At 64.0% G+C, this 26,035-nt stretch carries 26 protein-coding genes and 1 pseudogene; 12 read left to right on the top strand and 15 right to left on the bottom strand.

What is annotated here, in order from left to right:
* Window positions 1-93 precede the first annotated feature (93 nt).
* From L7H23_RS05505 to L7H23_RS05495, 3 genes are all read left to right on the top strand, one after another.
* Window positions 94-2,535, top strand: coding sequence for a TonB-dependent receptor (locus L7H23_RS05505; protein ID WP_237838348.1), 2,442 nt, complete (start codon window positions 94-96; stop codon window positions 2,533-2,535).
* Between the two features lie 28 nt (window positions 2,536-2,563).
* The gene (locus L7H23_RS05500; RefSeq protein ID WP_237838347.1) at window positions 2,564-3,469 is read left to right on the top strand and encodes an oxygenase MpaB family protein; all 906 of its coding nucleotides are present in this window, start codon (window positions 2,564-2,566) and stop codon (window positions 3,467-3,469) included.
* Window positions 3,470-3,530: 61 nt separating this feature from the next.
* Window positions 3,531-5,348 (top strand): DUF885 domain-containing protein, encoded by a 1,818-nt coding sequence (locus L7H23_RS05495; protein ID WP_237838346.1) that lies wholly within the window; start codon window positions 3,531-3,533, stop codon window positions 5,346-5,348.
* Between the two features lie 144 nt (window positions 5,349-5,492).
* On the opposite strand, the gene L7H23_RS05490 is transcribed toward L7H23_RS05495, so the two are convergent.
* Entirely contained in the window at window positions 5,493-6,344 is an 852-nt protein-coding gene (locus tag L7H23_RS05490; protein WP_237838345.1) for a hypothetical protein, read from the bottom strand.
* Between the two features lie 191 nt (window positions 6,345-6,535).
* Between L7H23_RS05490 and L7H23_RS05485 the strand changes: the two genes are divergently transcribed.
* On the top strand, window positions 6,536-7,735 hold the full coding sequence (locus L7H23_RS05485) for a family 1 glycosylhydrolase (protein ID WP_345790421.1): 1,200 nt from the start codon (window positions 6,536-6,538) through the stop codon (window positions 7,733-7,735).
* A gap of 96 nt (window positions 7,736-7,831) precedes the next feature.
* On the opposite strand, the gene arsH is transcribed toward L7H23_RS05485, so the two are convergent.
* The 4 genes and pseudogenes from arsH to L7H23_RS05465 all read right to left on the bottom strand — a co-directional run bounded on the left by arsH (window position 7,832) and on the right by L7H23_RS05465 (window position 10,440).
* Window positions 7,832-8,590: an arsenical resistance protein ArsH gene (gene arsH / locus L7H23_RS05480; RefSeq protein ID WP_237838343.1), complete on the bottom strand. Its 759-nt coding sequence runs from the start codon at window positions 8,588-8,590 to the stop codon at window positions 7,832-7,834.
* Between the two features lie 4 nt (window positions 8,591-8,594).
* Window positions 8,595-9,658: pseudogene (gene arsB, locus L7H23_RS18575) on the bottom strand (ACR3 family arsenite efflux transporter).
* A gap of 10 nt (window positions 9,659-9,668) precedes the next feature.
* Window positions 9,669-10,097, bottom strand: a complete 429-nt coding sequence (gene arsC, locus L7H23_RS05470) for an arsenate reductase (glutaredoxin) (RefSeq protein ID WP_237838342.1) — start codon at window positions 10,095-10,097, stop codon at window positions 9,669-9,671.
* Between the two features lie 13 nt (window positions 10,098-10,110).
* Window positions 10,111-10,440 (bottom strand): metalloregulator ArsR/SmtB family transcription factor, encoded by a 330-nt coding sequence (locus L7H23_RS05465; protein WP_237838341.1) that lies wholly within the window; start codon window positions 10,438-10,440, stop codon window positions 10,111-10,113.
* A 473-nt stretch (window positions 10,441-10,913) separates the two neighbouring features.
* On the opposite strand from L7H23_RS05465, the gene L7H23_RS05460 reads away from it, so the two are divergent.
* A complete protein-coding gene (locus tag L7H23_RS05460; protein WP_237838340.1) occupies window positions 10,914-11,573 on the top strand; it encodes a BON domain-containing protein in 660 nt (219 codons plus the stop codon).
* Between the two features lie 64 nt (window positions 11,574-11,637).
* Here L7H23_RS05460 and L7H23_RS05455 read toward each other — a convergent pair whose 3' ends face one another.
* Complete coding sequence (locus L7H23_RS05455; protein ID WP_237838339.1) at window positions 11,638-12,120, bottom strand: NUDIX domain-containing protein; 483 nt, start codon at window positions 12,118-12,120, stop codon at window positions 11,638-11,640.
* A 75-nt stretch (window positions 12,121-12,195) separates the two neighbouring features.
* Window positions 12,196-12,675 (bottom strand): hypothetical protein, encoded by a 480-nt coding sequence (locus L7H23_RS05450; protein WP_237838338.1) that lies wholly within the window; start codon window positions 12,673-12,675, stop codon window positions 12,196-12,198.
* 41 nt (window positions 12,676-12,716) lie between these two features.
* Here L7H23_RS05450 and L7H23_RS05445 point away from each other — a divergent pair, with 41 nt between their 5' ends.
* Window positions 12,717-14,264: an NAD(P)/FAD-dependent oxidoreductase gene (locus tag L7H23_RS05445; protein ID WP_237838337.1), complete on the top strand. Its 1,548-nt coding sequence runs from the start codon at window positions 12,717-12,719 to the stop codon at window positions 14,262-14,264.
* Between the two features lie 106 nt (window positions 14,265-14,370).
* On the opposite strand, the gene L7H23_RS05440 is transcribed toward L7H23_RS05445, so the two are convergent.
* The 3 genes from L7H23_RS05440 to L7H23_RS05430 form a co-directional block, all read right to left on the bottom strand.
* Window positions 14,371-14,772 carry an STAS/SEC14 domain-containing protein gene (locus L7H23_RS05440; RefSeq protein WP_237839129.1) on the bottom strand — a complete coding sequence of 134 codons (402 nt, stop codon included), beginning with the start codon at window positions 14,770-14,772 and terminating at the stop codon, window positions 14,371-14,373.
* Between the two features lies 1 nt (window position 14,773).
* A complete protein-coding gene (locus L7H23_RS05435; protein WP_237838336.1) occupies window positions 14,774-15,325 on the bottom strand; it encodes a hypothetical protein in 552 nt (183 codons plus the stop codon).
* Window positions 15,326-15,546: 221 nt separating this feature from the next.
* Complete coding sequence (locus tag L7H23_RS05430; protein WP_237838335.1) at window positions 15,547-16,131, bottom strand: NAD(P)H-dependent oxidoreductase; 585 nt, start codon at window positions 16,129-16,131, stop codon at window positions 15,547-15,549.
* Window positions 16,132-16,467: 336 nt separating this feature from the next.
* Here L7H23_RS05430 and L7H23_RS05425 point away from each other — a divergent pair, with 336 nt between their 5' ends.
* The 3 genes from L7H23_RS05425 to L7H23_RS05415 all read left to right on the top strand — a co-directional run bounded on the left by L7H23_RS05425 (window position 16,468) and on the right by L7H23_RS05415 (window position 19,353).
* Window positions 16,468-18,336 (top strand): PAS domain S-box protein, encoded by a 1,869-nt coding sequence (locus L7H23_RS05425; protein WP_237838334.1) that lies wholly within the window; start codon window positions 16,468-16,470, stop codon window positions 18,334-18,336.
* Entirely contained in the window at window positions 18,326-18,940 is a 615-nt protein-coding gene (locus L7H23_RS05420) for a response regulator (protein ID WP_237839127.1), read from the top strand. Before L7H23_RS05425 ends, L7H23_RS05420 begins: the two co-directional genes overlap by 11 nt.
* A gap of 188 nt (window positions 18,941-19,128) precedes the next feature.
* Window positions 19,129-19,353 carry a LuxR C-terminal-related transcriptional regulator gene (locus L7H23_RS05415; protein WP_237838333.1) on the top strand — a complete coding sequence of 75 codons (225 nt, stop codon included), beginning with the start codon at window positions 19,129-19,131 and terminating at the stop codon, window positions 19,351-19,353.
* On the opposite strand, the gene L7H23_RS05410 is transcribed toward L7H23_RS05415, so the two are convergent.
* Genes L7H23_RS05410 through L7H23_RS05395 form a run of 4 tightly spaced genes read right to left on the bottom strand, consistent with a single transcriptional unit; the run spans window position 19,350 to window position 22,578 of the window.
* Complete coding sequence (locus L7H23_RS05410) at window positions 19,350-20,699, bottom strand: divalent metal cation transporter (RefSeq protein WP_237838332.1); 1,350 nt, start codon at window positions 20,697-20,699, stop codon at window positions 19,350-19,352. The two genes, L7H23_RS05415 and L7H23_RS05410, sit on opposite strands and share 4 nt — an antisense overlap.
* 7 nt (window positions 20,700-20,706) lie before the next feature.
* Window positions 20,707-21,966, bottom strand: coding sequence for an MgtC/SapB family protein (locus L7H23_RS05405; protein WP_237838331.1), 1,260 nt, complete (start codon window positions 21,964-21,966; stop codon window positions 20,707-20,709).
* 34 nt (window positions 21,967-22,000) lie between these two features.
* Window positions 22,001-22,330 carry a TraR/DksA C4-type zinc finger protein gene (locus L7H23_RS05400; RefSeq protein ID WP_237838330.1) on the bottom strand — a complete coding sequence of 110 codons (330 nt, stop codon included), beginning with the start codon at window positions 22,328-22,330 and terminating at the stop codon, window positions 22,001-22,003.
* On the bottom strand, window positions 22,330-22,578 hold the full coding sequence (locus L7H23_RS05395; protein WP_237838329.1) for a DUF465 domain-containing protein: 249 nt from the start codon (window positions 22,576-22,578) through the stop codon (window positions 22,330-22,332). Before L7H23_RS05395 ends, L7H23_RS05400 begins: the two co-directional genes overlap by 1 nt.
* Window positions 22,579-22,862: 284 nt before the next feature.
* On the opposite strand from L7H23_RS05395, the gene L7H23_RS05390 reads away from it, so the two are divergent.
* The gene (locus L7H23_RS05390) at window positions 22,863-23,546 is read left to right on the top strand and encodes a Crp/Fnr family transcriptional regulator (protein ID WP_237838328.1); all 684 of its coding nucleotides are present in this window, start codon (window positions 22,863-22,865) and stop codon (window positions 23,544-23,546) included.
* A complete protein-coding gene (locus L7H23_RS05385; RefSeq protein WP_345790420.1) occupies window positions 23,524-24,537 on the top strand; it encodes a L,D-transpeptidase in 1,014 nt (337 codons plus the stop codon). The genes L7H23_RS05390 and L7H23_RS05385 overlap by 23 nt, the downstream gene beginning before the upstream one ends.
* 72 nt (window positions 24,538-24,609) lie before the next feature.
* Here L7H23_RS05385 and L7H23_RS05380 read toward each other — a convergent pair whose 3' ends face one another.
* Entirely contained in the window at window positions 24,610-25,095 is a 486-nt protein-coding gene (locus tag L7H23_RS05380) for an Hsp20/alpha crystallin family protein (RefSeq protein WP_237838326.1), read from the bottom strand.
* A 280-nt stretch (window positions 25,096-25,375) separates the two neighbouring features.
* Here L7H23_RS05380 and L7H23_RS05375 point away from each other — a divergent pair, with 280 nt between their 5' ends.
* Window positions 25,376-26,035 (top strand): BON domain-containing protein, encoded by a 660-nt coding sequence (locus L7H23_RS05375; RefSeq protein WP_237838325.1) that lies wholly within the window; start codon window positions 25,376-25,378, stop codon window positions 26,033-26,035.

Genomic DNA, 26,035 nt, shown 5'->3' with positions numbered 1-26,035 from the left:
TTTTCTGTCCTCTGGCATCGTCCGGCCAAGCAACGTTCGCACGAAGACGAGCGCAGCGGCAAGCCGTTTGAGGGAGGATATATGATGAAGGCAATGCGTTTCTTGCTGCTCGCGGGCACCGGCCTTGCGCTTGCGGCTCCGGCTTTCGCTGCCGAGGCTGCCGCCGACGGCGCCGACACGGCCTCGGCCGAGGGCGAGATCATCGTCACCGCGCAGCGCCGCGCGGAATCGATCAACGACGTCGGCATGGCGATCCAGGCGGTCGACGGCGAGATGCTGGAGAATCTGCGCGTCACCGACGTGCGCGACCTGACCGCGGTCGCGCCGAGCTTCACCGTCTCGCAAAGCTATCAGGGGGTTCCGACCTACACGCTGCGCGGGATCGGCTTCAACACGATCAACCTGTCGTCGACCTCGACCGTCGGCACTTACGTGGACGAAGTCGCCTACGCCTATCCGATCATGAACACCGGTCCGGTGATGGACCTCGAGCGCGTCGAGGTGCTGAAAGGGCCGCAGGGCACGCTCTATGGCCGCAACACCACCGCGGGTCTGATCAACTTCATCACCGGCAAGCCGACCGACAGTTTCGAAGGCAGCATCAAGGCCGATCTCGGCAATTATCAGACCTATAATTTCGCCGGCCACATCTCGGGACCGCTCGGCGAGGGCGTCGCGGCGCGCCTCGCCTTCCGCAGCGAGAACAGCGACAAGGGCTGGCAGGTCAGCAACACCCGCGGCGAGCGGCAGGGCAAGGTCGACAAGCTCGGCATCCGTGGTTCGCTCGCGATCGACCCCGCCGACGGCACGCATTTCGACCTGTCGGTGACGTGGTGGCAGAACAAGTCCGACACGGGGGTCGGGCAGGGCATCGGTTTCACCCCCGCAACGAACCCGACGACGGGCACGAGCAACTCGCGCTTCTTCAACGCGCCGGGCCTTGCCGCCTACATCGCCAATAATTTCCCGACCAAGGCGACGCAGGCCGACTGGGCGCCCTATGCTCAGCGCTCGGCCGACATCGGTACCGGCCTTGGGCTCGACGGCCCGCTCGCTGAGGACAATCGCTTCTGGGGGCTGAAGCTACGCTGGGATCAGGATCTGGGCGACACGATGAAGCTCGTCTCGCTCACCAGCTACAATGACTTCAAGCGCAACGCGCTCTCCGACTGGAGCGGCGCCCCCTATGAAATCCTGCTTCAGAACACGGTCGGGCGGATCAAGAGCTTTGCGCAGGATGTCCATATCGAGGGCGAGAGTGGTCCCGCGACATGGCTCGTGGGTGCCTATTACGCCAACGACCGGATCATCGACTCGAACCGCACGATGCTGGGCCAGAACGCCAATGTCGGGTTGATCCGCGCCGCAGGCGCGCCGCTGCTCGCGAGCCCGATTTTCAACTCGGGCGGCTATACGCTCGCCCAGTTGCAGCAAGCGTTCCGGACCTATGAGGATTTCGGGCGCATCCGGACGAAGACATGGAGCATCTTTGCGAACGCCGACTGGGAGCTCAGCGACCAGTTCAAGCTGACCGCGGGGGTGCGCTACACCGAAGACAAGCAGCACTACAATGGCTGCTCGCGCGACTTCAACGGCAACATGCTGCCGAACGTCAATGTCGTGAACCGTGCGCTGTATCTCCAGACCTATGGCGTGCTCGCCGCGCCGATCGCGCAGGGGCAGTGCAACACCTTCGATCCCGCGACCGGCACCTTCGGCGAGGTGCGCTCGGTGCTCGACGAGAATAATGTCGCGTGGCGCGTCGCGCTCAACTGGGCGCCGAACAGCGACACCTTGCTCTACACCTCGGTGTCGCGCGGCTATAAATCGGGAACGACCCCGATCAACGCGGCGAACCTCGCGCGACAGAATGCGCCGGTGACGCAGGAAAAGCTGACCGCCTATGAGGTCGGGATCAAGGCGACGCTCGCCGACCGCGCGGTGCAGGCGAACCTGTCGGCCTTCTACTACGATTACGCCGACAAGCAGATCAGCACCTATTTCGCCGATCCGATCTACACCGCGCTGTCGCGCCTCGACAATGTGCCGAAGTCGAAGGCCTATGGCGTCGAGGGCGAGCTGACGGTGCGTCCGGCAACGGGGCTGAGCCTGTCGGCGAACGCGCTGTGGCTGAAGACGCGGATCGACGATTACAACGGTACCAATGCCGCGGGCCAGCCGCAGAATTTCGACGGCGCGGAATTCATCTACAGCCCCGAATTCCAGGGCAGCCTGACGCTTGCATACGACACGCCGGTGTCGGACAGCCTCAGCCTGACCGGCGCGGTGAGTGCGCGGTACCAGAGCAAGTCGAACACGATCTTCGAAGATCTCGATCTCTATAAGGTCAAGGCCTATGGCACCGTCAACGCCAGCCTGGGTGTCAAGAGCGAGAGCGGCTGGTCGGTGTCGCTGTGGGCGAAGAACCTGTTCAACAGCTATTACTGGTCGGCGGTCGCCAGTAACGCGAACGTCGTGGTACGTTTCCCGAACCCGCCGCGGACTTATGGTGTGACGTTCGGGTTCGACTTCTGAGCGTATCGCGAGAAGGGCGCACGCAGGCATGCAGGACAATTATCTGGGCACGATAATCGACTTCGCATCTCCCGCCGGGGAACCGGCCCTGCTTGCGCCCGACAGCGTCCAGTGGCGTGTCTACAAGAATCCGATCGCGCTCGGCATCGGCGGGATTGCCGCGGTCCTGCTCGAATTCGCCGAGCCGCGGATCCGGTCGGGCGTATGGGATCACTCGACCTACAAGGCAGACCCGATCAGCCGCTCGCGCCGTACAGGACTTGTCGCGATGCTTGCCTGCTATGGCCCCGCCAGCACGGCAAAAGAGGTGATCGGCAAGGTCAACCGGATGCATGGTTCGGTGAAGGGCGAAACGCCGGCCGGAGAGAAATACCGGGCGATGGACCCGGTGCTGCTCGACTGGGTTGCCGCGACCGCCGCTTACGGCTTCCTGATGGCCTATGACCGCTTCGTCCATTCGCTCAGCGACGCCGACAAGGACCGTTTCATGCGCGACGGCGATGTCATCGGCCGCGAATTCGGGGCGTGCCATACGCCCGCCAGCGTCGAGGATTTCATGGCGATGATGGCGAAGCTGGAACCGCGTTTCGAACCGCATCCGATCATCTTCGAATTTCTGGATATCATCCAGTCGGGCCGTGCCGCGCCCGGCGTGCCGCGTTTCCTGCATCGCGCGATCGCGCGCGCATCGGTCTCCTTGCTTCCCGTGCATGTCAGGCGGAAGCTCGATCTCGGCGCGGCCTATGATCTGACGCGGATCGACCGCCTGATGCTGCGAACCGCAGGCCGGCTTGCCGACCGGCGGATCGACCGCAACTCGCCGCCATGCCGGGCGAGCGCGCGGCTCGGCCTTCCAGAAGATTTTCTCTTCAGACCGCCGGCAGCGCAAAGCCGCCTTCTGGCAGGCAACGAACGCGTTCCGGTACATATTTAGCCTTGGCCCCGGCCCGCCAATCGCGGTACCGCTGACCCCGGAAAACAGAGAAAGGGGTCCGGTGCAGCTATCACGACGGGAATTTTCACTGGCGCTGGCGACCAGCCTGGTTGCGGCACCGGCGGCAAGAGCAGCGACGGGGAGAGGTACGGCCGATGCTGCGCTCACCACCTTTCTCGACGCGGCCTTCGAGGCGGAACTCGCGCTCGACCCTGAACAACTGACCCAGCTCGGCCGCAAGGAGCAGCAGGACCGGTTCACCGACCCGAGCGACGCGGCGGCGATGGCGCGGCTCGAATGGCGCCGTGCCAATGTTGCCGACATGAAAAAGCGCTTCGACCGCGCCGCGCTCGGGGAGGATGCGCGGGTTTCCTACGACATGTGGGTGCTCGAACTCGAACGCGCCGAGGCGTCGACGAAGTGGCGCGGACATAATTATATCTTTGACCGCAACGGGCCGCACACCGGCCTGCCGAACTTTCTGATCAACCAGCACCGCGTCGATACGCCCGCCGACATGGAAGCCTATGTCGCGCGCGTCACGGCGCTCGGCCCGACGCTCGACATCTATCTCGACCGGGCCAAGGCTTCTGCGGCGAAAGGCATCCGCATGCCCGGCTTCGCCTATGACCAGTCGATCGAACTGATCGGCAGGCTGACGAGCGGGGCGCCGTTCGGCGATGGCGAGGATAATGCGCTCTATGCCGACGCCAAGGCAAAGGCGGCCGGGCTCGTCGCCGCGGGAAAGATCGACGCACCCGCCGCTGACGCCCTCGTTGCGCGCGTCGCGAAAGCGATGACCGTTTCGCTGAAGCCCGCCTACGACCGGATCGGAAGCTGGCTTGCATCGGACCGTTCTGCCGCCGGCGCCGAACCCCGCGGTGCTGGCGCGCTGCCCGAGGGCGCGGACTATTATGACGCGATGCTGCGACTGCAAACGACGACCGGCATGACGGCCGGCGAAATCCACGATCTGGGCCTTTCCGAGGTCGCGCGCATCCGTGCGGAGATGGAGGCGCTGAAGGCGAAGATCGGTTTTGAAGGCAAGCTCGAGGATTTCTTCGTCTTCCTGCGCAGCGACGATCGTTTCTATGTCGCCAACGATGACGCAGGCCGTGCAATCTATCTGAAGGCTGCCGAGGATTATCTCGCCGGCATGCGCGCGCGCCTGCCCGAGCAATTCGGGCGGCTGCCCAAGGCGGACCTGATCGTCAAGCGCGTCGAGGCTTTCCGCGAGGAGCCGGGCGGGGCGGCCCATTATTCTCCCGCGGCGCTCGACGGGTCGCGGCCGGGGATTTTCTATGTCCACCTCGCCGACACGCGTGCAACGCCAACCTATGAAATCGAGGGCACCGTCTATCATGAAGGTTTGCCCGGCCATCACATGCAGATCGCGCTCGCACAGGAGATGACGGGCACGCCCGAGTTCCGGAAGAATTACTTCTACGGTTCCTATGGCGAGGGCTGGGCGCTCTATGTCGAGCGGCTCGCGAAGGAGATGGGTTTCTACACCGATCCGTACAGCGATTTCGGTCGGTTGGGGCGCGAGATCTGGCGCGCGATCCGTCTGGTGGTCGATACCGGAATCCACGCCAAGGGGTGGAGCGAGGCTGAGGCCTTGGCCTATTACACCGCCAATTCGCCGCAGCCGATCGGCAAGATCCGTTCGGAAATCCGCCGCTATTTCGTCACCCCGGGTCAGGCGACTTCGTACAAGGTCGGCATGCAGAGCATCCTCGCGCTGCGCGAGAAGGCCCGAAAGGCGCTTGGGGCGCGATACGACCAGAAGATGTTCCACGAGATCATCCTCGGGCGCGGATCGGTGCCGCTGCCCGTCCTCGAGGCGCAGGTCGACCGCTGGATCGCCGCGCCCGCCTGACGCCGTCGGCGCCAGACAAGGGGCGGATATATGCGGAGGACAGGGGTTCTGACGGCAAGGCTGTTCTGGTCGTAGCGGGTCGTGGTGGATGGCGGGCTTTCGCTCTAGCCGCCTGTTTTTCTCGCGCGGCGGACCTGGGTGCGATCAGCGCCCCTTGATGCCATAGTCGATCCGGATCCTGACCCAGCTGCCGACCATCGACCGTCCGCCGAGGCGCGGAGGCCGTACCCTGAACTGCCACGCTGCGGCGAGCACGGCGCGGGTTATCTGCGATCCGTTCGGATACTCGTCGAGCCCGACGCAATCGTCGACGCGATAATCGGGCACCGTACGGCAGGCGATCAACCCCCAGCCGGGTCCGCTTGCCGTGGATAGAAAGCCGCGCAACTCGTCATTGCTCGGCTCGCGATACCAGGCGGCGGCGTAGAGCGGCTCGCCATTAGGGGCCGTTCCGACCCGTTCCGAGTCGCCGGAGGACGAGCCGCCGGTATCGGGCGGACCATAAACCCGCCCGGTCGACGGACGCGCGGTGCTGGGTGCGTTCGGCAATGCGGGCAAGCGCGGGATCGGGGCGATTGCGGGTGGTGCCGGCTTCGGTTCGGTCACCAACGGGGGCAGCGGGGAGCGCGGCTGCGGAGGCTGGGGCGTTTCGGGGGGCGGCGGGGCCTGCTTCGCCGCCTGCTCGCGTTTCGCGCTGCTCGAATCGGTTTCGTCTTGCGAAGAGGTGGTGGCCGCGATGCTCACCACGCTGACGAATTCTTCCTTCTTGTCGGGCGGCTTTCCCGGACCCCACGAAAGCAGGACGAGCAGCAGGAGAACCGCGATCGCCAGGGCCAGGCTGATCGCGAGCGTACGCCGTCCCGCCCCGATGTTGAGCTGGTCGACGTAGGGGGTGGCTGGAACAGGGCTCAGCTGAAGTGTTCTTTGGTTGTCGGTCCCGACCGGGGTGTTCGGGCCGTTCGCGCGAGGGATAGTCGCGCGCCCGATCTTTGACAAGCGGGAGCGCGGTGGGGCCTCGCGCGGTCCGGATATCGGTATCGCAAGACGTCGGGGCACGACCCGACGGCGTCGCGCCGGCCATGAGAAAATTCAACGGGTCCGGATCGGCGGAGCGATATATTGACCTGCTATTTCATCCGACTAAGGGTCAGTTGAATGCCTCTTTCAGCGCTTCTCCGGTATGATATTTGGCTGGCTTGGCGGCATTTGAGGGCGGCATTCAGCAAACCCGGCGATGTCGCGATCGCCGTGATCGGCATTCCGCTTTTGCTCGCGGTGCTCGTAAAGGCGACCGAAAATTTCGTGACCCGTCGGGTGACGCCGCCGACCATTATCACCGCTACACCGAGGACATCGCGATCGTCGCGGACTTGGGCCTCAACGCCTATCGCTTTTCGGTCGAATGGGCGCGGGTCGAGCCCGAGCGAGGCCATGTGTCCGAGGCGGCGCTCGATCATTACCGGCGCATGGCCGGCGTCTGCCTGACGCGGGGCATCGCGCCGGTCGTGACGCTCCACCATTTCACCCAGCCGCGCTGGCTTGCGCGCCTTGGCGGTTTCGCGGCGCGCGATTTTCCCGAGCTGTTCGCCGAGCAGGCGGCGCGCGTCGTGCGCGCGCTGGACGGCATCGCCTTGGTCTGCACGATCAACGAGCTCAACCTGCCCGCGATGGCGGCGCCCTATTTTCAAGCCCGGGCGACCGCCGAGCAGCGCGCGGCGGCGGAGCACGCGCTCGGCGCCCCGCTTTCGGCCTTCTTTCTTTATGCCGATGCGGAAACGATCTTCGGTAACGGGCTCGCCGCGCACCGCGCCGCGCGCGCGGCGATCCGCGCCGAGCGCGCGGGACTCGCGGTCGGCATGACGCTCGCCATCCACGAAGAGGCGGCCGAGCCGGGCGCCGAGGCGGTCCGCGACCGGCGGCGCGAAACCTGGTACGCGCCCTTCCTCGACGCCGCGCTCGAGGATGATTTTGTCGGCGTCCAGACCTATTCGCGCATGACGAGCCGCGCCGACGGCAGCGTCGGCATCGCGGCGGGCGGCGTGCCGACGACGATGGGTTGGGAGGATCGGCCCGAGGCGATCGGCGCGGTGTGCGAATGGATCGCGGGGCGCTGGAAGATGCCAATTATCGTTACCGAAAACGGCTATGTGGGCGAGGACGATGCCCGGCGCGCCGCCTTTATCGAGGCTGCGATTGCCAGCGTCCGGCAAGCGATGGCACGCGGCGCCGATGTGCGCGGCTATTTCTACTGGTCGCTGCTCGATAATTTCGAATGGATGCTCGGCTATGGCCAGAAATTCGGGCTAGTGGCTGTCGAAGGCGAGAGCAAGAAGCGGCGAATTAAATCGTCTGCAAGCGTGATGACGAGCCTCGATCCCGGCCGCTGAAAGAGCATCCGGCTTCAGCACTGCCTTTGTGGTCTAACGTCCGGAATTGCAACTTGTCGCCCGGAAAGCAGACCGTCCGCAATCGGCCAGAATTGTTCAACGAGTGCCCGGAATTCCGGCGAGTTCGGCCGGCGTGACGACCGGCACTTTCCGATCCTTGCGTTCCGAATAGCGGTCGACGAGCTGGTCGGCATGGCCGCGTGTCAGGACGGTGAACCGCACGAGCTCTTCCGCAACGTCGACGATCCGGTCATAGTAGCTCGACGGCAGCATCCGGCCGGCCTCATCGAACTCCGCATATGCTTTGGCAACGCTCGACTGATTGGGGATGGTGATCATCCGCATCCAGCGGCCGAGGATGCGGAGCGTATTGACGCTGTTGAACGACTGCGACCCTGCCGACACCTGCATGACCGCAAGGGTGCGCCCCTGCGTAGGGCGGAGGCCTTTGTAGGCAAGCGGCAGATGGTCGATCTGCGCCTTCATGATGCCGGTGATCTGGCCATGGCGCTCGGGGCTGCACCAGACCTGGCCTTCGGACCAGATGGAATGCTGCCGCAGCTCCTCGACTGCCGGGTGATCGTCATCGGCGATCTGATCGGGGAGGGGGAGGTCGGAGGGGTCGAAGATACGTGTCTCGCAGCCGAAGAGCTGGAGCAGACGCGCAGTTTCTTCGACGACGAGCCGCGAGAAGGAGCGCTCGCGCAAGGATCCGTAGAGTAGTAGGATGCGCGGCGCCGGATCAAGCGGCCCGAGGCCGAGCGCGGGCTGCGAACGAATATATTCCGGGCTCAGCGCCGGAAGATGGTCGGCATCCGCGAGTGTGCGCAGGCGTGTGAAATTATGGTGGGTCATGTGGTCAGGCTTCCGAAGGCGTACTTGCGGGGAACCAGCGGCGACCGAGGCGGAAGGCGACGCCGACAAGCAGGATGAGGACGGGCACTTCGACCAGCGGGCCGATGACGGCGGCGAAGGCTACGGGGGAGGCGAGGCCGAAGGCGGCGATGGCGACTGCGATCGCGAGCTCGAAATTATTGCCGGCGGCCGTGAAGGCCACTGCGGTCGTGCGGGGATAATCGGCTCCGATAAACTTGCCCATCCAGAAGCTGATCAGGAATTGCACCACGAAATAGATGGTGAGCGGGATCGCGATCCGCACGACGTCGCCGGGAATAGTGAGGATCTCGCTGCCCTTGAGGCTGAACATCGCGACGATCGTGAAGAGCAGGGCGACGAGCGTGATCGGGCCGATTTTCGGCAGGAAGCGTGTCTCATACCACTCGTTACCCTTGGCGCGCGCGAGGTAGCGGCGCGTCAGATATCCGGCGAGGAAGGGGATACCGAGATAGATGAGGACCGCCTCGGCGATGGTCCAGAAGCTTACGTCGATGACGCTGCCTTCGAGGCCGAAGAGCGGCGCAGCACGGTGAGGAAGAGCCAAGCGTAGACGCTGAAGAAGAGGATCTGGAAGATCGAATTGAAGGCGACGAGTGCGGCGACATATTGATTGTCGCCCTTGGCGAGCTGGTTCCACACGATCACCATCGCAATGCAGCGGGCGAGCCCGATCAGGATCAAGCCCGTCATATATTCGGGCTTGTCCGCGAGGAAGATGACCGCGAGCGCGAACATCAGCACCTGCCCGATGATCCAGTTCTGGATCAGCGAGATCGCCAGAACACGCTTGTCCTCGAACACACGTGGCAGTTCGTCATAGCGCACGCGGGCGAGCGGCGGATACATCATCAGGATGAGGCCGATCGCAATCGGGATGTTCGTCGTTCCGACAGACATGGCATCGATCGCGGCAGGCAGACCTTTGAAGGTTGATCCCAGGAGGACGCCGAGCGCCATCGCAAGGAATATCCAGAGCGTCAGATAGCGGTCGAGGAACGACAGGCGTTCGGGCTTTGCGACAGTCATGATGCTGTCCTCAGGCTTGGACGCGGTTACCGTCGACGTCGACGACTTGCTCGCCATCTTCTTTGGCAAAGGCACCGAGTTGCCGTGCGGGCAGGATGCCGAGCACGGTTTCGGACGGGCGGCAGAGCCTGACACCAAGCGGCGACACGACCAGCGGACGGTTGATGAGGATAGGATGCTCCATCATCGCCTCGATCAGGGTGCCATTGCTCAAGCTTTCGTCTCCAAGGCCGAGGTCCGCGTAAGGCGTGCCCTTTTCGCGGAGCAGGTCGCGCGGGCCTATCCCGGCGCGCTGGATCATGTGTTCGAGCAACGCGCGCGACGGCGGCGTCTTCAGATACTCGACGACATGCGGTTCGATCCCCGCGTTGCGGATCAGTGCGAGCGTGTTGCGTGACGTGCCGCAGTCGGGATTGTGGTAGATGATGATGTCGGTCACTGCGCTGGTTCCTTCAGCAACAGGTGAGTTCGGCGAGCAACGGTTCGCATAGCTCGGGGCGGCCCTGGCAACAGTCCTTCGCAAGGAAGAGCATCAGTTCGCGGAGCGTGTCGATATCGGCTCGCTGGATTTGTTGTCGCCCGAGCTTCTCGGATTTGACGAGACCGGCTTTGGCCAGCACCGCGAGATGCGTCGAAAAGGTGCTCTGCGTGAGACCCGACGCGTCGACAAGCTCGCCGGTCGACAGGCCCTCCGGCTCATGCCGGACGAGCAAGCGGAAAGCCTCGAGACGCGTCGGATGGGCGAGGGCGGAGAGAGCTGGAAGCGCGGAATCGATCTTCATGCATCGGAATTATCCGATGCATTTCTGCCGGTCAATTCATATCGGGAATTTACGATAGAACGCAAAGAGAGCTCGCTTGCTCGGCTGGCCGCTCGTTGCTCGTGACGACGGAATGCAGCTTGGTTTCTCCCACGCACGTTGTGGCAATCTTAATTTCATCCGTCTGGCGCGGGCTTTTTGATCGAGGTCAATGCGTTGGTGCGGCGATCTCTTATGGTGACCATGCGGGCGGCGGTGATTTTCGCCCGCGCCGCGGTCCTGCGCGACCTCGCACTGCGGTCTTTATCACCTCCCCTACTGCCCTGCCGGCGACGTCGGCGGGGCGTTTTGTTTCTGGGATGCCGGGACTGCGGCCGGGACCGTCCTTAAGGATTCATACCAATTGGTAGCGCTGCCGCCTTTGGCCAAACTCGCCCGACCGAAACATCGATCGTTGGTTCAGTCGGCGATCTTCTTGGCCAAAGGAGGCGAACATGTTGAAGAAGACCGATGATCAATTGCAGCGCGATGTGATGGACGAACTCGAATGGGAACCGAGCATCGATCATGCCGATATCGGTGTGGCCGTCACCGCCGGCGTCGTTACGCTCTCGGGCTATGTGAAGACCTATGCCGAGAAAATCGCGGCCGAACGGGCTGTCCGACGGGTCGCCGGAGTCCGTGCGATCGCCGAAGAAATCAAGGTGCATTTCGGGTCGGAACCGAAAATGGCCGACCATCAGATCGCGGCGCGCCTTCTCGACCTGATGTCGTGGACGGTCTCGGTCCCCGCGAATAAGGTCCAGGTCAAGGTCGAGCGCGGGTGGGTGACGCTCAGCGGCACGGTCGACTGGGATTACCAGCGCAAGGAAGCATTCCGGTCGGCCAGCCGGGTGTCGGGCGTGGCCGGCGTAACCAACCTGATCGAGGTCAAACAGCATCCGGCGCCGGCCGACGTCAAGGAGCGCATCGTCGCGGCCTTCAAGCGCCAGGCCGACCTCGACGCGGCTGCGGTCACCGTTTCGACCGATGGCGGAACGGTCAAGCTCGCGGGGAAGGTGAAGGCTTGGGCGGAACGCGGCGTGGCCGAGCGCGCGGCCTGGTCGGCGCCGGGCGTGACGCGCGTCGAAGACAATATCACCATCGCGCTCTGATCGGGACGGAGAAAGCGCGGCGGCCATCGCCCGAAAAGTCGGTCGCTGCGCTCTCCGATGGACTTCAGTCGACGGCGAGTTGCGCGCTCAGCCGGGCGAGGAATGGAAGCTGGCTGGGCAGCATCATGGCCTGCGCTTCACCGAGCGTGAACCAGCGCGCTTCATCGATTTCCGGAAAGCTCTGCAGCCTGCCGCTCTTCGGGGGCCATTCCATGTCGAACCTGTTGCTCGTGACGATCGACGGATCGATATCCTGTTCGGCCCCGAAGCAGGTGACGATCTTTCCGCCCGCCTGACGAAGACTTCCGAGCGGAACCAGGGTGCCCGCTATGGCGATACCGAGCTCCTCTTCGGTTTCCCGCCGCGCAGCCGCTTCGACATTCTCTCCGGCTTCGATCTCGCCTTTGGGAATTTGCCAGGCGCCTGCGTCGCGGCCACGCCAATAAGGACCGCCGGGGTGGACGAGAAGCATATGCAGCGCGCCCCGCTTTCGGTGATAGATCAGAATACCGGCGCTCTCGTTCGTCGCCGGCTCGCCACCTCTCATCGATCCGCTCCCCATCGCACGCCGCCCCGGCCGGTCGCAGGTCTGCCCTTTGATGACCCGGCGTAAATGCGGGATCTACGTATATCGTCGCACGAGGCTGGCGGCCATTCCTGTGTCCTGACAATTGCAGGAGGCCGAGATGGATATCCCGAATGTCGACAGATCGCTCGCAAAGATCGGCGTACCGCGGCGGATGCGGAAGAAACTGCGCCGGGCCTCCCAATCGCCGAGGTTCAAGGTGGCGGCAGCCCTCGTCCCGCTGCTTGCCGCCGGCTTGGTTGCCGCGCGGAAGATTGCACGACGGGGCATCTGACAGTGGAACCCTCGCACCTTGACGATCCGGTGGAGTGTGCCCGCGAACGAGCCGCGGCCATCGGCTTCTGGGTCATATTTGTGGCGTTTGCGATCGTCGGGAGCATCTGGTTCATGCTGTTTCGCCAATAAGCATTCGCTTTGCGGATTGTGGGTGGGTCCAGCGTGCGAGGGCGAGGCGGCATGGTGGGGCTGGCGAGCTCGCGCGTTGATCCAAATCAATGCGAAACGGCGTCCTGCCATCCATGTCTTGGGTGGCCAGTGCCGTGAGAAAGGAACTGAAGATGTCGGAGATCAAGGTTCGTCAGCATGCCGTCGCCAAGAGCGGGCCCGTTCATGTCGACGTCCTGATCGTAGGAGCTGGTATTTCGGGGATCGGTTCCGCCTATCATCTCCAGCAGCAATGCCCGGGCAAGACCTATGCCATCCTCGAGGCGAAGCCGACATTTGGCGGGACTTGGGAAACGCACAAATATCCGGGAGTCCGGTCGGACTCAGATCTCTATACTTTCGGCTACCGTTTCAAGCCCTGGGTCGGCGCGCCGATCGCCAGCGGCGCCGAGATCCTCAAATATATCGGCGAGGTGATCGACGAGAATGATATCGGCGTCCATATCCATTACGGTCACCGTATCACCCGATGCCGCTGGTCGAGCGCGGACAATCGCTGGACGGTCGAGGCCGTCCGTGGATCGGACGGAGAGACTGCCACCTTCACAGCCGCTTTCCTCTGGATGTGCCAAGGCTATTACGACCATGACAAGCCCTATATCCCCGACTGGAAAGGGCTTTCGGACTATAAGGGACGCTTCGTCCACGCCCAGCTTTGGGATCCAGCGATCGACTACGCCGACAAGCGCATATTGGTGATCGGTTCAGGCGCGACGGCCGCCACCGTGGTACCGGCCTTCGCCGAAAAGGCGGCACATGTGACGATGCTCCAGCGATCGCCCACCTATTTCTATTGCAGCGAGAACCGGAACGAACTCGCCGATCGGCTCCGCGAGATTGGAATCGACGAGCCCACGGTGCATCGCGTCGTGCGTGCGCAGATCATGCACGATCAGGATTTGATGACGCGGCGCTGCAAAAACGAGCCCGACACGGTGTTCGAGGAGCTGAAAACCCTGATCAGGGCCTATTCGGGCGACCCCGGCTTCAAGTTCGAACCGCATTTCACGCCGAAATATCGTCCATGGCAGCAGCGGCTCGCCTTCTGTCCCGAAGGCGATATCTTCAAGGCTGCCGCGACCGGGAAATTGACCGTCGTGACCGACACGATCGATCACTTCACCGAGAAGGGCGTGCGAACGGCAAGCGGCAAGGAGATCGAAGCCGACATCATCGTCGCAGCGACCGGATTCAACCTCTCGGTGATGGGCGGCATTCCCTTCGAGGTCGATGAAGCGCCAGTCGACTGGTCGAAGACGGTAACCTACCGCGGGATGATGATGACCGGCGTACCCAATCTTGCCTGGGTCATGGGCTATTTCCGGGCGAGCTGGACGCTGCGGGTCGACATGATGGGCGATTTCGTCTGCAACCTTCTCAACCATATGGACGATATCGGGGCGAAGAAGGTCGAGGTCGCACTCCGGCCGGAGGATGCCGATGTGCTGATACTGCCCTGGATCGAAGAGGATAATTTCAATCCGGGCTATCTGATGCGCGGTCTCGATGCGATGCCGCGGCGCGGCGACAAGCCCGAATGGCGCCACAACCAGGACTATTGGGCTGAAAAGGACGCTTTCCCGAAGATCGACCTGAGGGGAGAGGAGTTTGTCTACGATGGCGAACGGTCAATAGTTCGCTCGGTTGCCGCTGCTGCATAAGGGGCGGCAGGGTGTAACGGCGGTGTCGAGATAGTGACCCGCGCCAACCAGCTACTTCCTGCCGCGCTGATTGTGGGTGCCACTGTCCACGTGGATCTCGCCGGCATCAAGCCTTGTCCCAATTCTCTGAGCTCAGGTCGAGCAAACTCATATGACCCCTGACCCATTCAAGCGCGGTGTGGCGGTCCTCGGGCTTGAAGACACGGTAACTGATATGGGGAAGGATCGCACTTTCGATCCGCGTTAACATCCGAACCCACGCCTGATCGGCGACCACCGCGACCCGCCCGAAATGGCTGAGCTTGCCGAGCAACGGCGCAGCGCGTGCAACGTGTGACGCAAGGCCGGCGATCTCGATCCCGTCGATCGCAGCGGTCTCGGCATAAACATGTACGCGGCGGTTCACCGCCAGCATCACCACGAGACGGTTCATGATCTCGAAGAGATCCTCGCCGGTGATCTTGCCTTGGATCCGGACCGCAAGGACATCGTCGGCGCCTTCGATCATTTCATGCACGCGGGGCCTTTCCGGTTACGCTCACCAGCATCGTTGAGACCGCAAGGAAGTCGAGCGTCAGGCTCTGCGCTGCAGGAAGGACCGAAGCGAACGGCCACGCAAAGCCGATTGCGAGTGCAACCGCCATTCCCACCAAGCCCGAGAGGTACAACCAGCCGCGCGCGGCAGGTTCGCGGACGAGCGCGAGCGTCAGCCGCGCCGCGGCACCCGCTGCAAGAGAGCCTGCCAACACCATCGTCGTCGCCTCGCCGCCCAGCAGCGGATCGACGAAGAGGATGATGGCTTCGACGACGCAGGCGACGGCGCTGGCGAGCCAAAGTTTGCGGTCGAGGGCGTCCGCGCAGGTCGCGGCCATTCGTGCCTGTGCCGCAGCGGCAAACAATATCGCCGCCACCAGCATATAGATCGCGGCGATCGTTTCGAGAAAGCTTTGCGACAGCAGAAAGAGGACCATCAGGCACAGCGCAACGCTCGCCTCCATGACCGAAACCTCTTTCCAGAAATTGTCTCTGATCGGCCTGCTTGCAGAGGTGCTGTCCCTCATTATCGCCTCCTCGGGATATCGAACCTGACACGACGCATAACGCGCGGCGGATCACGCATCATTCCGTGATTCTACGGACTTCTCGGTGTGGTCGAGCTTCAGCGTGGTGCGCAGCTTCATAGCCGGCCAGCTTGCGGCGAATCTCGCCGAGCACTCTTCGTCGGCCCTCCTCGGTTCGGATATGCGCGAGGTTATGCTTCAGATTGGCCGCGAAGTCGGCATTATCGCCCGGCAGCTCCGCGCTCCGTCATTGCTTCGAGCCACTTGATGCGATGTACGGGATCGCCTTCGACATTGCCGACGATGCTGCGTTCGACGGGAGCGATGCCGACGAAGCCGAGGATGTTGCGCTCAAGGCTGCGCAGGCTGTGAGCGCCGAAATAGAAGCGATAGAAAAAGGCTGGCATTCCCATCGTGACGACAGAATGCGCCGTACGCCCCTTGAGCGCCTTCTCCGGGAAACCTTTGGGCCGGGGATGAAAGGCGAAGCCCGGGCGCATGACTTGCTCGAAGAATCCCTTCAGCAGGGCCGGAAGGTCGCCGAGCCAGAGCGGGTAGAAGACAACGAGATGCTCGGCCCAGGCGATGTCCTCCTGCGCTTCTGCGATCGCCCGCGGCATCGGGCCGTTTTCCCAGACGTCGCGGCTGGAGAGCAGGCCGAACTCGATGCGCGCTACATCGATACGCCGGACTTCATGGCCGGCGGCTGAAGCCGCCGCGGCATAGGTGTCGGCAAGAGCATGGACGAACCGGGAGGGGTCGGGGTCGGGATGCCCGTCGATCAGGGTGATGCGCTTGCTCTTCATGGGCGATACCTTCAATCTCGTGCTCGCGCGGTAAAGCATCCGAAAAATGCCTGCGGACCGCTGCGGCGCTTGTGCGGGGCAGGATGAAGGCAGCGGTCCGCACGGGCGCTTTTGCGCGGGTCGACCGCTCCCTGCTATCCGTAGATTCCCGCATGGCTTGAGTGCTGTCATGGTCGTAGCCAGCACGGCATGGCCCATAAGGATCATTACGGATCGCGCGCGCGCCGGACATTTCGCCCGCACCCCAAATCCGCTATGAGCGGCGGCAGGGGGAAGACGCGTCCGGACGCTGGCGCGGCCTTGATTGCGCGGGCGGAGGCCGCACGGCCGATGACAATGACAGGATACTCATTTCCGGCTCGGCTTGCCTGCGCGCTGGTCCTCGTTGGCGCTGCGGGACTTCTTCGCTATGCGCTTGCCCCTTGGCTCGGCGATGGTGCGCCCTTCCTGCTGTTTGCGCCGGCGATACTGGCCGCAGCCATTTTCGCCGGTCCGCTTGCTGCGTCGCTGGCGATCGCTCCGGCGCTGCTGATGGGGCTATATTTTTCGGGCTTTCAGCCAAGCGACGCCCACGACCTCGTCGAAGCGATGGTATTTCTGGTCACGGCCGGCAGTATCGTCGCGCTGTCGACGGGGTTCGAGCGGATACGCGCCCGCCTTCGCGAAGGCGACCGGCTCCTTGCCCGCCGCGACGCGGAGGCCACACTCCTCGCCGAGGAACTCAATCTCCTTATCGACGGCGCGCAGGGCCATGCGATCTACCTGCTCGATGCCGAGGGGAGAGTTACGATCTGGAACAAGGGCGCCGAGCGGCTCAAGGGATGGTGCGAAGAAGAGGTCGTCGGCAAGAGCGCAGCGATATTCTACCCACCCGACTCGATCGCGTCCGGAAAGCCTGGCGAAGATCTCGTTATCGCCGCGCGCGAGGGCCGCTTCGAAGCCGAGGATTGGCGGGTGCGGAAGGACGGGTCCGAATTTCTTGCCGACGTGTCGATCACCGCACTTTTCACGAGCGACGGCGAGCTGCGCGGCTTCGCGAAAGTCGTTTCGGACATCACGGGTCGCCGTGCGACCGAGGAGGCTCTCCGGTCGCAGGAAAGCCATCTTCGCTCGATCCTTTCGACGGTGCCCGACGCGATGGTCGTCATCGACGACGAGGGCTTGATCGTGTCGTTCAGTGCAGCGGCCGAGCGCCTGTTCGGTTACCGGGAACCGGAACTGCTCGGCGTCAATGTCAGCCGCCTCATGCCTTCGCCCGATCGCGAAAGGCATGACGCCTATATCCGCCGGTACCTTCAGACGGGCGAGAAGCGGATCATAGGCATCGGCCGCGTTGTCTTCGCCGAGCGCAAGGACGGCTCGACCTTCCCCATGGAGCTGTCGATCGGCGAAGCGTCGGGCGATGCCCATCCGCTCTTCACAGGCTTCATCCGGGATCTGACCGAGCGCCAGCAGACCGAGGCGCGACTTGAATCGCTTCAGTCCGAGCTCATTCATGTCGCGCGCGTGAGCGCGATGGGAACGATGGCATCGACACTTGCGCATGAACTCAATCAGCCAATCACGGCGGTGGCCAATTATGTCGAGGCCGTGCGCGACCTGCTCGCAAACCCCGATCCTGCCGATATTCCCATGATCCGCGACGCCCTCGACGATACCGCGAAAGAGGCGCTCCGTGCCGGACATATCGTTCGCCGCCTGCGCGATTTCGTGGCGCGCGGCGAAGTAGAGAAGACGATCGAGAAATTGCCGCTGCTTATCAACGAAGCGGCGGTTCTTGGGCTCATGGGTGCGCGTGAGAAGGGGGTCGAGCCGCGCTTCGATCTCGATCCCTATGCCTCTCCGGTACTCGTCGACAAGGTGCAGATCCAGCAAGTGCTGATCAACCTCATCCGCAACGCGGTCGAGGCGATGGCAGACAGCCCCGAGCGGCAGCTTACGGTAACCAGCCAGCCCGATCAGCAGGGCTTCGTACGGGTGATCGTTTCCGATACCGGTCCGGGCGTCGCGCCCGAGGTTGCCGAACAGCTGTTTACGGCCTTCGTCAGCACCAAGTCCGAAGGTATGGGGCTCGGTCTTTCGATCTGCCGGACGATCGTTGAGGCCAATGGTGGCCGCATCTGGATGGTTCCGCGCGAGGGCGGTGGCACCGAGTTTCATTTCACATTGGTGAGCGCGAAAGCGGAGGAAAATGATGTCGGATAGGAAGCTCGTACACATCGTCGACGACGAGGATGCTATCCGGCGTTCGGCGAGCTTCATGCTCAAGACCTCCGGCTATGCGGTCGAGACCTGGCCGAGCGGTGCCGCTTTTCTCAAGGAAATCCGCCACGTGCCCGAGGGCTGTGTGCTGCTTGATGTGCGCATGCCCGAGATGGACGGACTCGAGGTCCAGGAGGCGCTGCTCGAACGCGGCGTGACCATGCCGGTCATCGTTCTCACGGGCCACGCTGACGTCTCCATCGCGGTGCGCGCGATGAAGGCCGGGGCGGTCGATTTTCTGGAGAAACCCTTTGAAAAGGCGGTCCTCCTCGCCGCGATCGAGACCGCCTTTGCTCGCATGGCTTCTGCCGACGGCGCGGCGGCGCGCGCTGCCGAGGCCGACGTCATCCTCGCCGTCCTGACGCCGCGCGAGCGCGAAGTGCTCGAGGGCCTGGCGCAGGGGCTTCCCAACAAGACGATCGCCTATGATCTCGGCATCTCGCCGCGCACGGTCGAAGTGCATCGCGCCAATCTCATGGCGAAACTCGACGTTCGCAGCCTGTCCGACGCGCTCCGGCTCGCTTTCGCCGCCGGTCTCGGCGCCTGAATGGGCCGGACCGCGTCTGCGGACATTACGTAGCGACCCCGACCGCCTGCCCCGATAGACCCGCCTATCGGAGGAAGCATGGCATGACGACGGTCCGCCGCGACTATAACCGAGAAGCGCGTCTCCACACCGCCTCTCGCTCGGCCCCGCTCGGGTCAAGGCCCCAGCGCTCTGCGTCCATCGAGCGATTGACTCTGCGCGAGGTCGAGGTCGTCTGCGGACTGGTTCGCGGCCTCACAAACAAGCAGATCGGCCTTGAGCTCGGGATCAGCCACCGCACCGTCGAAATCCATCGGTCGCGTCTCATGCGCAAGCTCGGCGCGTCGACGCTCGCAGGCCTTCTCGGGATCATTCTGCCGCAGCGTGCGATGATCGAAGCCCGTCTCGCCGAGGCGGGCGAGCCCGCAAGCTAAGCTTGGCCTGCAAGCATGAAGAAGAAAAAGAGCGAGGTCGCGAGGGCCATCACCGCGGTCGCCGCCCAGCCGGACCAATGTTGCCGCCGCGATATGACCAGGCGCCCCATCGCGCGCGGATTGCGGGCGATCAGCATCATAACGAGCATGAGGGGCGCAGCGAGAACCCCATTGACCACAGCGGCCCAATAAAGAGCCCGCGCGGGGTCGACGCCGATGGCGGAGAGCGAGGCGCCGGCGAGCGTCGTCGCCGCGATCGTGCCATAGAAAAGACGCGCCGAAAGCGGCTTCGCATCAAGGCTCCCGGCGACGCCCGCCATCTCGGTCACGGCATAGGCCGCCGAACCTGCGAGCACGGGCACGGCGAGAAGGCCGGTTCCGATGATACCCAGCGCGAACATCGCGAAGGCGAACGGGCCGGCGACGGGCCGAAGAGCTTCCGCGGCTTGCGATGAGGTCGCGATGTCGCGAATGCCTTCGGCGTGGAGCGTCGCGGCGGTCGCGAACACGATGGCGAGCGAGATGAGCGTGGAAAGCGCCATGCCGGTCAGCGTGTCGATGCGGATGCGGCGAAGTTCGGGTCCAGCTGACGCTGGCGTCAAGCACAAAGGCTTCGCATGGTGGCGACGCTGCTCTTCGATCTCCTGGCCGGCCTGCCAGAAGAAGAGATAGGGGCTGATCGTCGTGCCGAGGATCGCCACGAACGCCGTCGCATAGGCCGCGTTGAGCTCGATATCGGGAAGGATGAGTGCCCCGAGAGCCTTTCCCCATGGTACATGCACGACAAACAGGACGGCGACATAGGTGAACAGGGTCAAGGTCGTCCATTTGAGGATCGCCGCATAGCGAGGGTAGCTGAGCCCGACCTCGAGCAGGATGCTGACGATGCCGAACAGCAAGGTGTAAAGTCCGGCATTGCCGCCGGCGAGCAGGACGAGAGCCGCGCCCATGGCAGCGAGATCGGCACCGAGATTGATGATGTTGGCGACGAGCAGGAGCGACACCATCGACCAGAGCAGCGGGCGGGGATAATGGCGGCGCAGGTTGCGGGCAATGCCGGCGCCGGTCACGCGCCCGATTTCGGCGGCAATCTCCTGGATCGCCACCATCAGCGGAAAGCTCAGGACGAAAGTCCAAGACAGACGATAGCCGAAGGCCGCGCCGATCTGGCTGTGCGTGCCGATCCCGCTCGGATCGTCATCGGCCGCGCCCGCGATCAGTCCGGGACCGAGCGCCCGCAGGAATGCCCGCAGACCGCGTTGCTGTTTCGCGCCGCGTACGCCGTCGACATCTTGGGGCTCACTTCGCGCGATGTTTTCCGAAGAGTAGTCGGGGACGCCTGACATCGGCGGGTCAGACCAGCAGGACCGGGACGAGCGCGAGACTGGCGGCGACGCTGAGCACGAGGGGCAAGGCAAGCCTCCAGCCCTTCCGCCAGCCGGCGACCGCCACCGCGGTCGCGCCCTTGAACAGCGTGTTGGCAAGCACCGGCGCGATAATCACGACCGTTGCAAGTTCGCCCGCCAGCATGTTTCTGGGGAGGGATCCCACCGTGATGATCGCCGAATCGACGTCGGCCAGTCCCGAAATGGCGATCACGAGGGCGAGGCCGCGTTCGCCCACCAGTGCCATCATCCAGCGCGCCGTCGCCGTCAGCAACATGACGAGAAGCATCAGACCGATCGCGGGCGCGAGGCGGAACGGGTTCCGGAGCGCGACAGGAAGATCGCGGGCGGGCACATGCTTTTCGCGCAGACCCCAGAATATCGCTCCGCTGCTTACGATCGCGGCGGGCGCCGCCATCCACGCGAAACCGGGCATTGCTGCGGGAGCGAGTAACGTGGTCAGGATGATCGCGCGCACCAGCATGACGGCCGATGCGGCACCGATCCCCGCGATCGCCATCGCCTCGCTCTCCTCGCCGTCGCGCACCCGCATGGCGAGCGCGGCGGTGACCGCGGTCGAGGAGACCATCGCCCCGGCTCCCGCCATGACCAGCGTGCCACGCGTGGCGCCAAAACGCTTGGCGGCAATATAGCCGAGCAAGGAGAAGCCCGAGACGAAGACGACCACAAGCCAGAGTTGGCGGGGATTCCAGGCCTCATAGGGCCCGAAGCTGGAGTCGGGAAGCAACGGCAGGATCGCGAGCGCAATCAGCGCAAAGCGGGCGATGGCGCCGACCTCGACGTCGGTCAGCCCCGATACCCAGCCGTGAAGCTCGGATCGGAGCGCCAGTACCATGGTCATTCCCGCAGCGACGATGGTCGCCATCTCCATCCGCCCGCTCGCGGCGAGGAAACCGCAGCCGATCGTGATGAGCGCGGCGAGGCTGGACGTGCCACTGAGCTGGTCGGGGCGATGGGCCGCCTTCGCATAGCCGATCAGCGCCAGCACGCCCGCGAGGCTGGCAAGCGTTGCGGCGACGACGGGGTACGCGTCCGCAAGGGTGCCCGAGATACCTCCGGCAAGACCGAAAAGCGCAAAGGTTCGAACTCCTGCGAACCGGCTGCCCTCGGCTTCGTCGCGCTGCGCCCAGCCGCGCTGAACCCCGACAAGCAAGCCGAGAAGAAAGGCAAGGGCGATTCCACCCAAAGGCAGTAGCGATGCGGGCATGACGATCTCTGGCATGGCGCGCGATGGGCGGGGCTCAGCTGGCGAGCTCGCGCTCGCATTCGATACAATGCGCCGCCGTCGGCATGGCTTCGAGGCGGGCGGCGTCGATCGGTATGCCGCACGACGTGCAGAGCCCATAAGTTCCGGCCTCGAGCCGGGTGAGCGTGTGGCGTATCGCCTTCATTTCGTCGGTGGCGGCGCGCTGTTCGGTGTCGAGCGCGTCCTTGACCTCTCGCTCGATCGCCTGCTCCCCCGAATCATCGTCGAGCGGCAGGCGCTGCTCGCGTTCGATCCGCTCGACTTGCGCCGCGAGGCGTGCGAACCGCGCCTCGAGATCGGCGCGTACCTGGGTGAGACTGTGCATCACACCGCCTCCTCGTTCGTGATCAGCGCCGAAATCTCGTCGAGGACGAAGAGCCGCCGTTTCTTGAGTGTTTCCAGCTCCTCGTCGGACACGGCGGCGAGACCTGCCTCGAACCGCTGGATCTGGACCTCCAAGTCGTGATGCTCGTCCGCCAGCACACGGAAATGCGGATTTTCAAGCTTCAGCATGTGAAGCGCAGGCCCATGATCGGGGAACAGGGCGTGAAGATCGTGACCGGCTTCGCTCATCTCGGATCCTTTCATTGTCGGATGTGCAGCAGAGCCCGAGCGTTGCGCTTGCCAAGGCCCGCTGTCGTTACGCAAAAGCCCTTATGCAGGCGGCCATAGTCGAGGCCCTGCCCTCCGGAAATTTGCGGTCTCGGGACATACGTACAGTTGCGTAATCACGGCTCGGCATGGCGCCGTTATTCCTGTGGCATGAGAAACGACATGCAACCCGAATGGTGCCGGCCTGCCGACACGGCATTGGAGACGGGGCAGCTTCGGGCCGTACGCCGCAAGGGGAACCGAAAATGAGCGATTGTGCTTCTTGTGCCGTGCGCTGCCGCGCCATTTGCGCCAGCCTCACGCCCGACGAAGCCGAAGCGCTCGGACGCATGGGACGCCGGCAGCGCGTCAAGGCGGGGCACACGCTCGTCTGGGAAGGCGACGAGGCGCCGACCGTAGCCAATATACTCTCGGGCGTCCTCAAACTGGTGGTGGCAACCGCCGACGGCCGCGAACAGATTGTCGGCCTCGTCTTTCCGTCCGATTTCATCGGCCGTCCCTTTGGCAAGGAAAGCCCTTACCGGGTGACCGCGATGACCGATGCCGAAGTCTGCATATTCAATCGCCAACAGTTCGACGATTTCGCCGCGCGCCACCCGCATCTCCAGCAGAAGCTGCTTCATCGAACTCTCGACGAGCTCGACCGGGCGCGCCACTGGATGATGCTCCTCGGCCGCAAGTCGGCGCCCGAGAAAGTGGCGACCTTCCTGCTCGACATGGAGGAACGGCTTCCCGTCGGTTGCGGCGACGTTGTCGGCGGTTTCGAGCTTCCTTTCGGCCGTCAGCAGATCGCGGACATCTTGGGCCTGACGATCGAGACGACCTGCCGCCAGCTTACCCGCATGCGCAGCGACGGGCTCGTCGACCTGCCTTCGCGGCGCGCCGTCCGGATCAATGACCGCGCGCGTGTCGCCGCGATGGCCGGCTGATACAGTGGCGAAGAGCCGGAACGCAGCCGAAAGGACAAGATTCCTGTTCGCCGCAGCCCTGCTGCCGCTAGCGGCAGCGGCATCCTCGGCTTCCGCTGTCCCGGCCCCCTCCACGGGCAGCGTCATGGAAGCCGCGGAGCGAATGAAGCCCGGCGACTTCATCTGGGCCCCCGAGATTGCGCCAGATGGGCCGCTGCTCATGATCGTGAGCCTCGCGACCCAGCGCGCGACGCTCTATCGCAACGGCGTGCCGATCGCGATCACGACGGTATCGACCGGCAAGAGCGGCCATGAAACGCCGACCGGGGTGTTCACGATCCTTCAGAGGCAGGTCGAGCATTATTCGAGCCTCTACGACAGCGCACCGATGCCATATATGCAGCGACTGACCTGGGGCGGCGTCGCGCTGCATGGTGGATCCTTGCCCGGCTATCCAGCCTCGCACGGCTGCATCAGGCTCCCGCAGGCTTTTGCTAGGCTTCTCTACGGGGTAACGCGCCTTGGCATGACCGTGATCGTAACCGACGCCGCGGCCGTTCCGCGCGCCGCGCCCGCCGATACGCTGCTCCAGGCCGGATCGGTCATGGCGGACAACGCGACGATGTGGAATCCCGCCCGTTCGCCCAGCGGCCCGGTATCGATCATCGTCAGCGCCGCCGATCGCCGCATGCTCATCCTGAGGAATGGCATCGCAATCGGGTCGGCGCCGGTGCGGATCGAGGGCTCGATCACAGGAACCTCCGCCTTTCTGATGCGCAGTGGCGAGGCGGGCGCGCCGTCATGGATCGAGGTTTCCTTGCCGGGAAGCGTCGCTGCGGCATCGCCCACGCGCTTCGCGGGACGCGTCCAAGTCGCGGATGAGATGCGCGCCCTCGTGGCGCCGCTTCTGGCGCCCGGCACCAGCGTGATCATCACGCCGGACTCACTGCGCGCAGCAAGCCCGGTGCCGGTCGAGGTGCTGGGCGGCGAGGCGGACGCGCCGGAACGCTGATCGCGCGTACCGGCGCTGCCTGATGCTTGCGCGCGGGGCGGTTCCTGCGAAGGACCCGGCCCGGGCGCGCTTTTAGCCCCCGATCTTGATCTTGCGGACATGGTCGCGCGGCTTCTCTGCCTTCTCGATCTTGACCGTCAGAAGGCCATGCTTGAACTTCGCCTCGATCTTGTCCGCATCGGCATCGGTGGGCAGCGAAATCCGGCGGCGGAAGCTGCCGTGACGGCGCTCGCTGATGATGTGCCCGTTCTCGTGCCGCTCCGATGTTTCGTCCTTCTCGCTGGCGAGGAGAAGCACGCCATCGGCGACCTCGAGCCTTACGTCCTTTTCAGTCAGTCCGGCGAGCTCGGCCGTCAGCTTGTAGCAGTCGCCCTCATCGACGAGTTCGACGGCCGGTACCGGACTGACGAGGCGCGGAACATAGCTCAGGATGCTGCGGCCGGGCAGCGCGAATTCCTCGAACATGCGATCGAGTTCGCCGCGTAACCAGTTCATCGCACCGAGCTCGGCCTCGGCGGGTGTGCTGTTGGCGGTCCGGGTCGGGGTGAGGTCGTTCATTCTTTCGCTCCCTTCATCAGGTCGGATGGTCACCCGGGTGGCCGGCTGAGGTGAGGGAGAGTCCGCAATCCTCGCGGCCGGTTCCGGCGCGATCCGTCACCTAAGGCGGGCGCAGGACATGTAGAATCGGGGAAGCTCCCAAGCGGGATCCTCCTTACGGAAAGTAACGGATGCGAAAGCGGCGCCGCGTTCGCCAATGTCTGGCCATGCTTGACGGCCGCGCCTTCGAGCCTTTCGTGGCCTCCCCTCTCGGCGGCCCCCTCTCAAAAGGAGAGCGAAGATGCTGAAGAAAGAAGACGACCAGCTCCAGGATGACGTCATCGCCGAACTCGAATGGGATCCGAGCGTCGATCACACCGATATCGGCGTTGCGGTGACCCATGGCGTTGTCACCCTTGCGGGCTATGTCAAAAGCTATCCGCAGAAGCTTGCGGCCGAGCGCGCCGTGCGCCGGGTCGCCGGCGTGCGCGCGCTGGCCGAGGAGCTCAAGGTGCGCTTCGCCTCGGACCCCAAGACGGCGGATCATGAAATCGCCAGGCGCATCGTAGACATGATTGCCTGGACCGTCCCGCTACCGGAAGATCAGGTCAAGGTGAAGGTCGAGCGCGGCTTCGTTACGCTGACCGGCACCGTCGACTGGAATTTCATTTCGAAGGAAGTCGCGCGCGCCGCAGGGCAGATCTCGGGGGTGACCGGGGTGTCGAACATGATCAAGATCGGTCCGATCCTTCGGCCCGACGACGTCAAGGCGCGCATTACGGCCGCCTTCAAACGTCAGGCAGGCCTCGATGCGAGCGGCGTGACGGTGCTGGCCCATGGCGGCACGGTCGAACTGCGCGGTCATGTGAAGGATTGGGGCGAGCGTCGTATCGCCGAGACCGCCGCCTGGTCGGCTCCGGGCGTCTCGGACGTCCAGGATTATCTCGCGGTCGATCGCTGA

Origin of the sequence: Sphingopyxis sp. BSN-002 (assembly GCF_022024275.1) — a bacterium.
Taxonomy (GTDB): domain Bacteria; phylum Pseudomonadota; class Alphaproteobacteria; order Sphingomonadales; family Sphingomonadaceae; genus Sphingopyxis.
Note: the sequence above shows the minus strand (reverse complement) of the source record. Positions and strands in the feature narration are given on the sequence as shown.

Bases quoted from the DNA above. Each gene is read 5' to 3' on its own strand.
- L7H23_RS05420 (WP_237839127.1), top strand. From the start codon at position 18,326: ATGTCGGATAGGAAGCTCGTACACATCGTCGACGACGAGGATGCTATC.
- arsH (WP_237838343.1), bottom strand. From the start codon at position 8,590: ATGACCCACCATAATTTCACACGCCTGCGCACACTCGCGGATGCCGAC.
- L7H23_RS05375 (WP_237838325.1), top strand. From the start codon at position 25,376: ATGCTGAAGAAAGAAGACGACCAGCTCCAGGATGACGTCATCGCCGAA.
- L7H23_RS05505 (WP_237838348.1), top strand. From the start codon at position 94: ATGCGTTTCTTGCTGCTCGCGGGCACCGGCCTTGCGCTTGCGGCTCCG.
- L7H23_RS05465 (WP_237838341.1), bottom strand. From the start codon at position 10,440: ATGAAGATCGATTCCGCGCTTCCAGCTCTCTCCGCCCTCGCCCATCCG.
- L7H23_RS05430 (WP_237838335.1), bottom strand. From the start codon at position 16,131: ATGAAGAGCAAGCGCATCACCCTGATCGACGGGCATCCCGACCCCGAC.
- L7H23_RS05440 (WP_237839129.1), bottom strand. From the start codon at position 14,772: ATGATCGAAGGCGCCGACGATGTCCTTGCGGTCCGGATCCAAGGCAAG.
- L7H23_RS05445 (WP_237838337.1), top strand. From the start codon at position 12,717: ATGTCGGAGATCAAGGTTCGTCAGCATGCCGTCGCCAAGAGCGGGCCC.
- L7H23_RS05390 (WP_237838328.1), top strand. From the start codon at position 22,863: ATGAGCGATTGTGCTTCTTGTGCCGTGCGCTGCCGCGCCATTTGCGCC.
- L7H23_RS05500 (WP_237838347.1), top strand. From the start codon at position 2,564: ATGCAGGACAATTATCTGGGCACGATAATCGACTTCGCATCTCCCGCC.
- L7H23_RS05460 (WP_237838340.1), top strand. From the start codon at position 10,914: ATGTTGAAGAAGACCGATGATCAATTGCAGCGCGATGTGATGGACGAA.
- L7H23_RS05425 (WP_237838334.1), top strand. From the start codon at position 16,468: ATGACAGGATACTCATTTCCGGCTCGGCTTGCCTGCGCGCTGGTCCTC.
- L7H23_RS05405 (WP_237838331.1), bottom strand. From the start codon at position 21,966: ATGCCCGCATCGCTACTGCCTTTGGGTGGAATCGCCCTTGCCTTTCTT.
- L7H23_RS05435 (WP_237838336.1), bottom strand. From the start codon at position 15,325: ATGAGGGACAGCACCTCTGCAAGCAGGCCGATCAGAGACAATTTCTGG.
- L7H23_RS05455 (WP_237838339.1), bottom strand. From the start codon at position 12,120: ATGAGAGGTGGCGAGCCGGCGACGAACGAGAGCGCCGGTATTCTGATC.
- L7H23_RS05450 (WP_237838338.1), bottom strand. From the start codon at position 12,675: ATGGCAGGACGCCGTTTCGCATTGATTTGGATCAACGCGCGAGCTCGC.
- L7H23_RS05395 (WP_237838329.1), bottom strand. From the start codon at position 22,578: ATGAGCGAAGCCGGTCACGATCTTCACGCCCTGTTCCCCGATCATGGG.
- L7H23_RS05380 (WP_237838326.1), bottom strand. From the start codon at position 25,095: ATGAACGACCTCACCCCGACCCGGACCGCCAACAGCACACCCGCCGAG.
- L7H23_RS05400 (WP_237838330.1), bottom strand. From the start codon at position 22,330: ATGCACAGTCTCACCCAGGTACGCGCCGATCTCGAGGCGCGGTTCGCA.
- L7H23_RS05410 (WP_237838332.1), bottom strand. From the start codon at position 20,699: ATGTCAGGCGTCCCCGACTACTCTTCGGAAAACATCGCGCGAAGTGAG.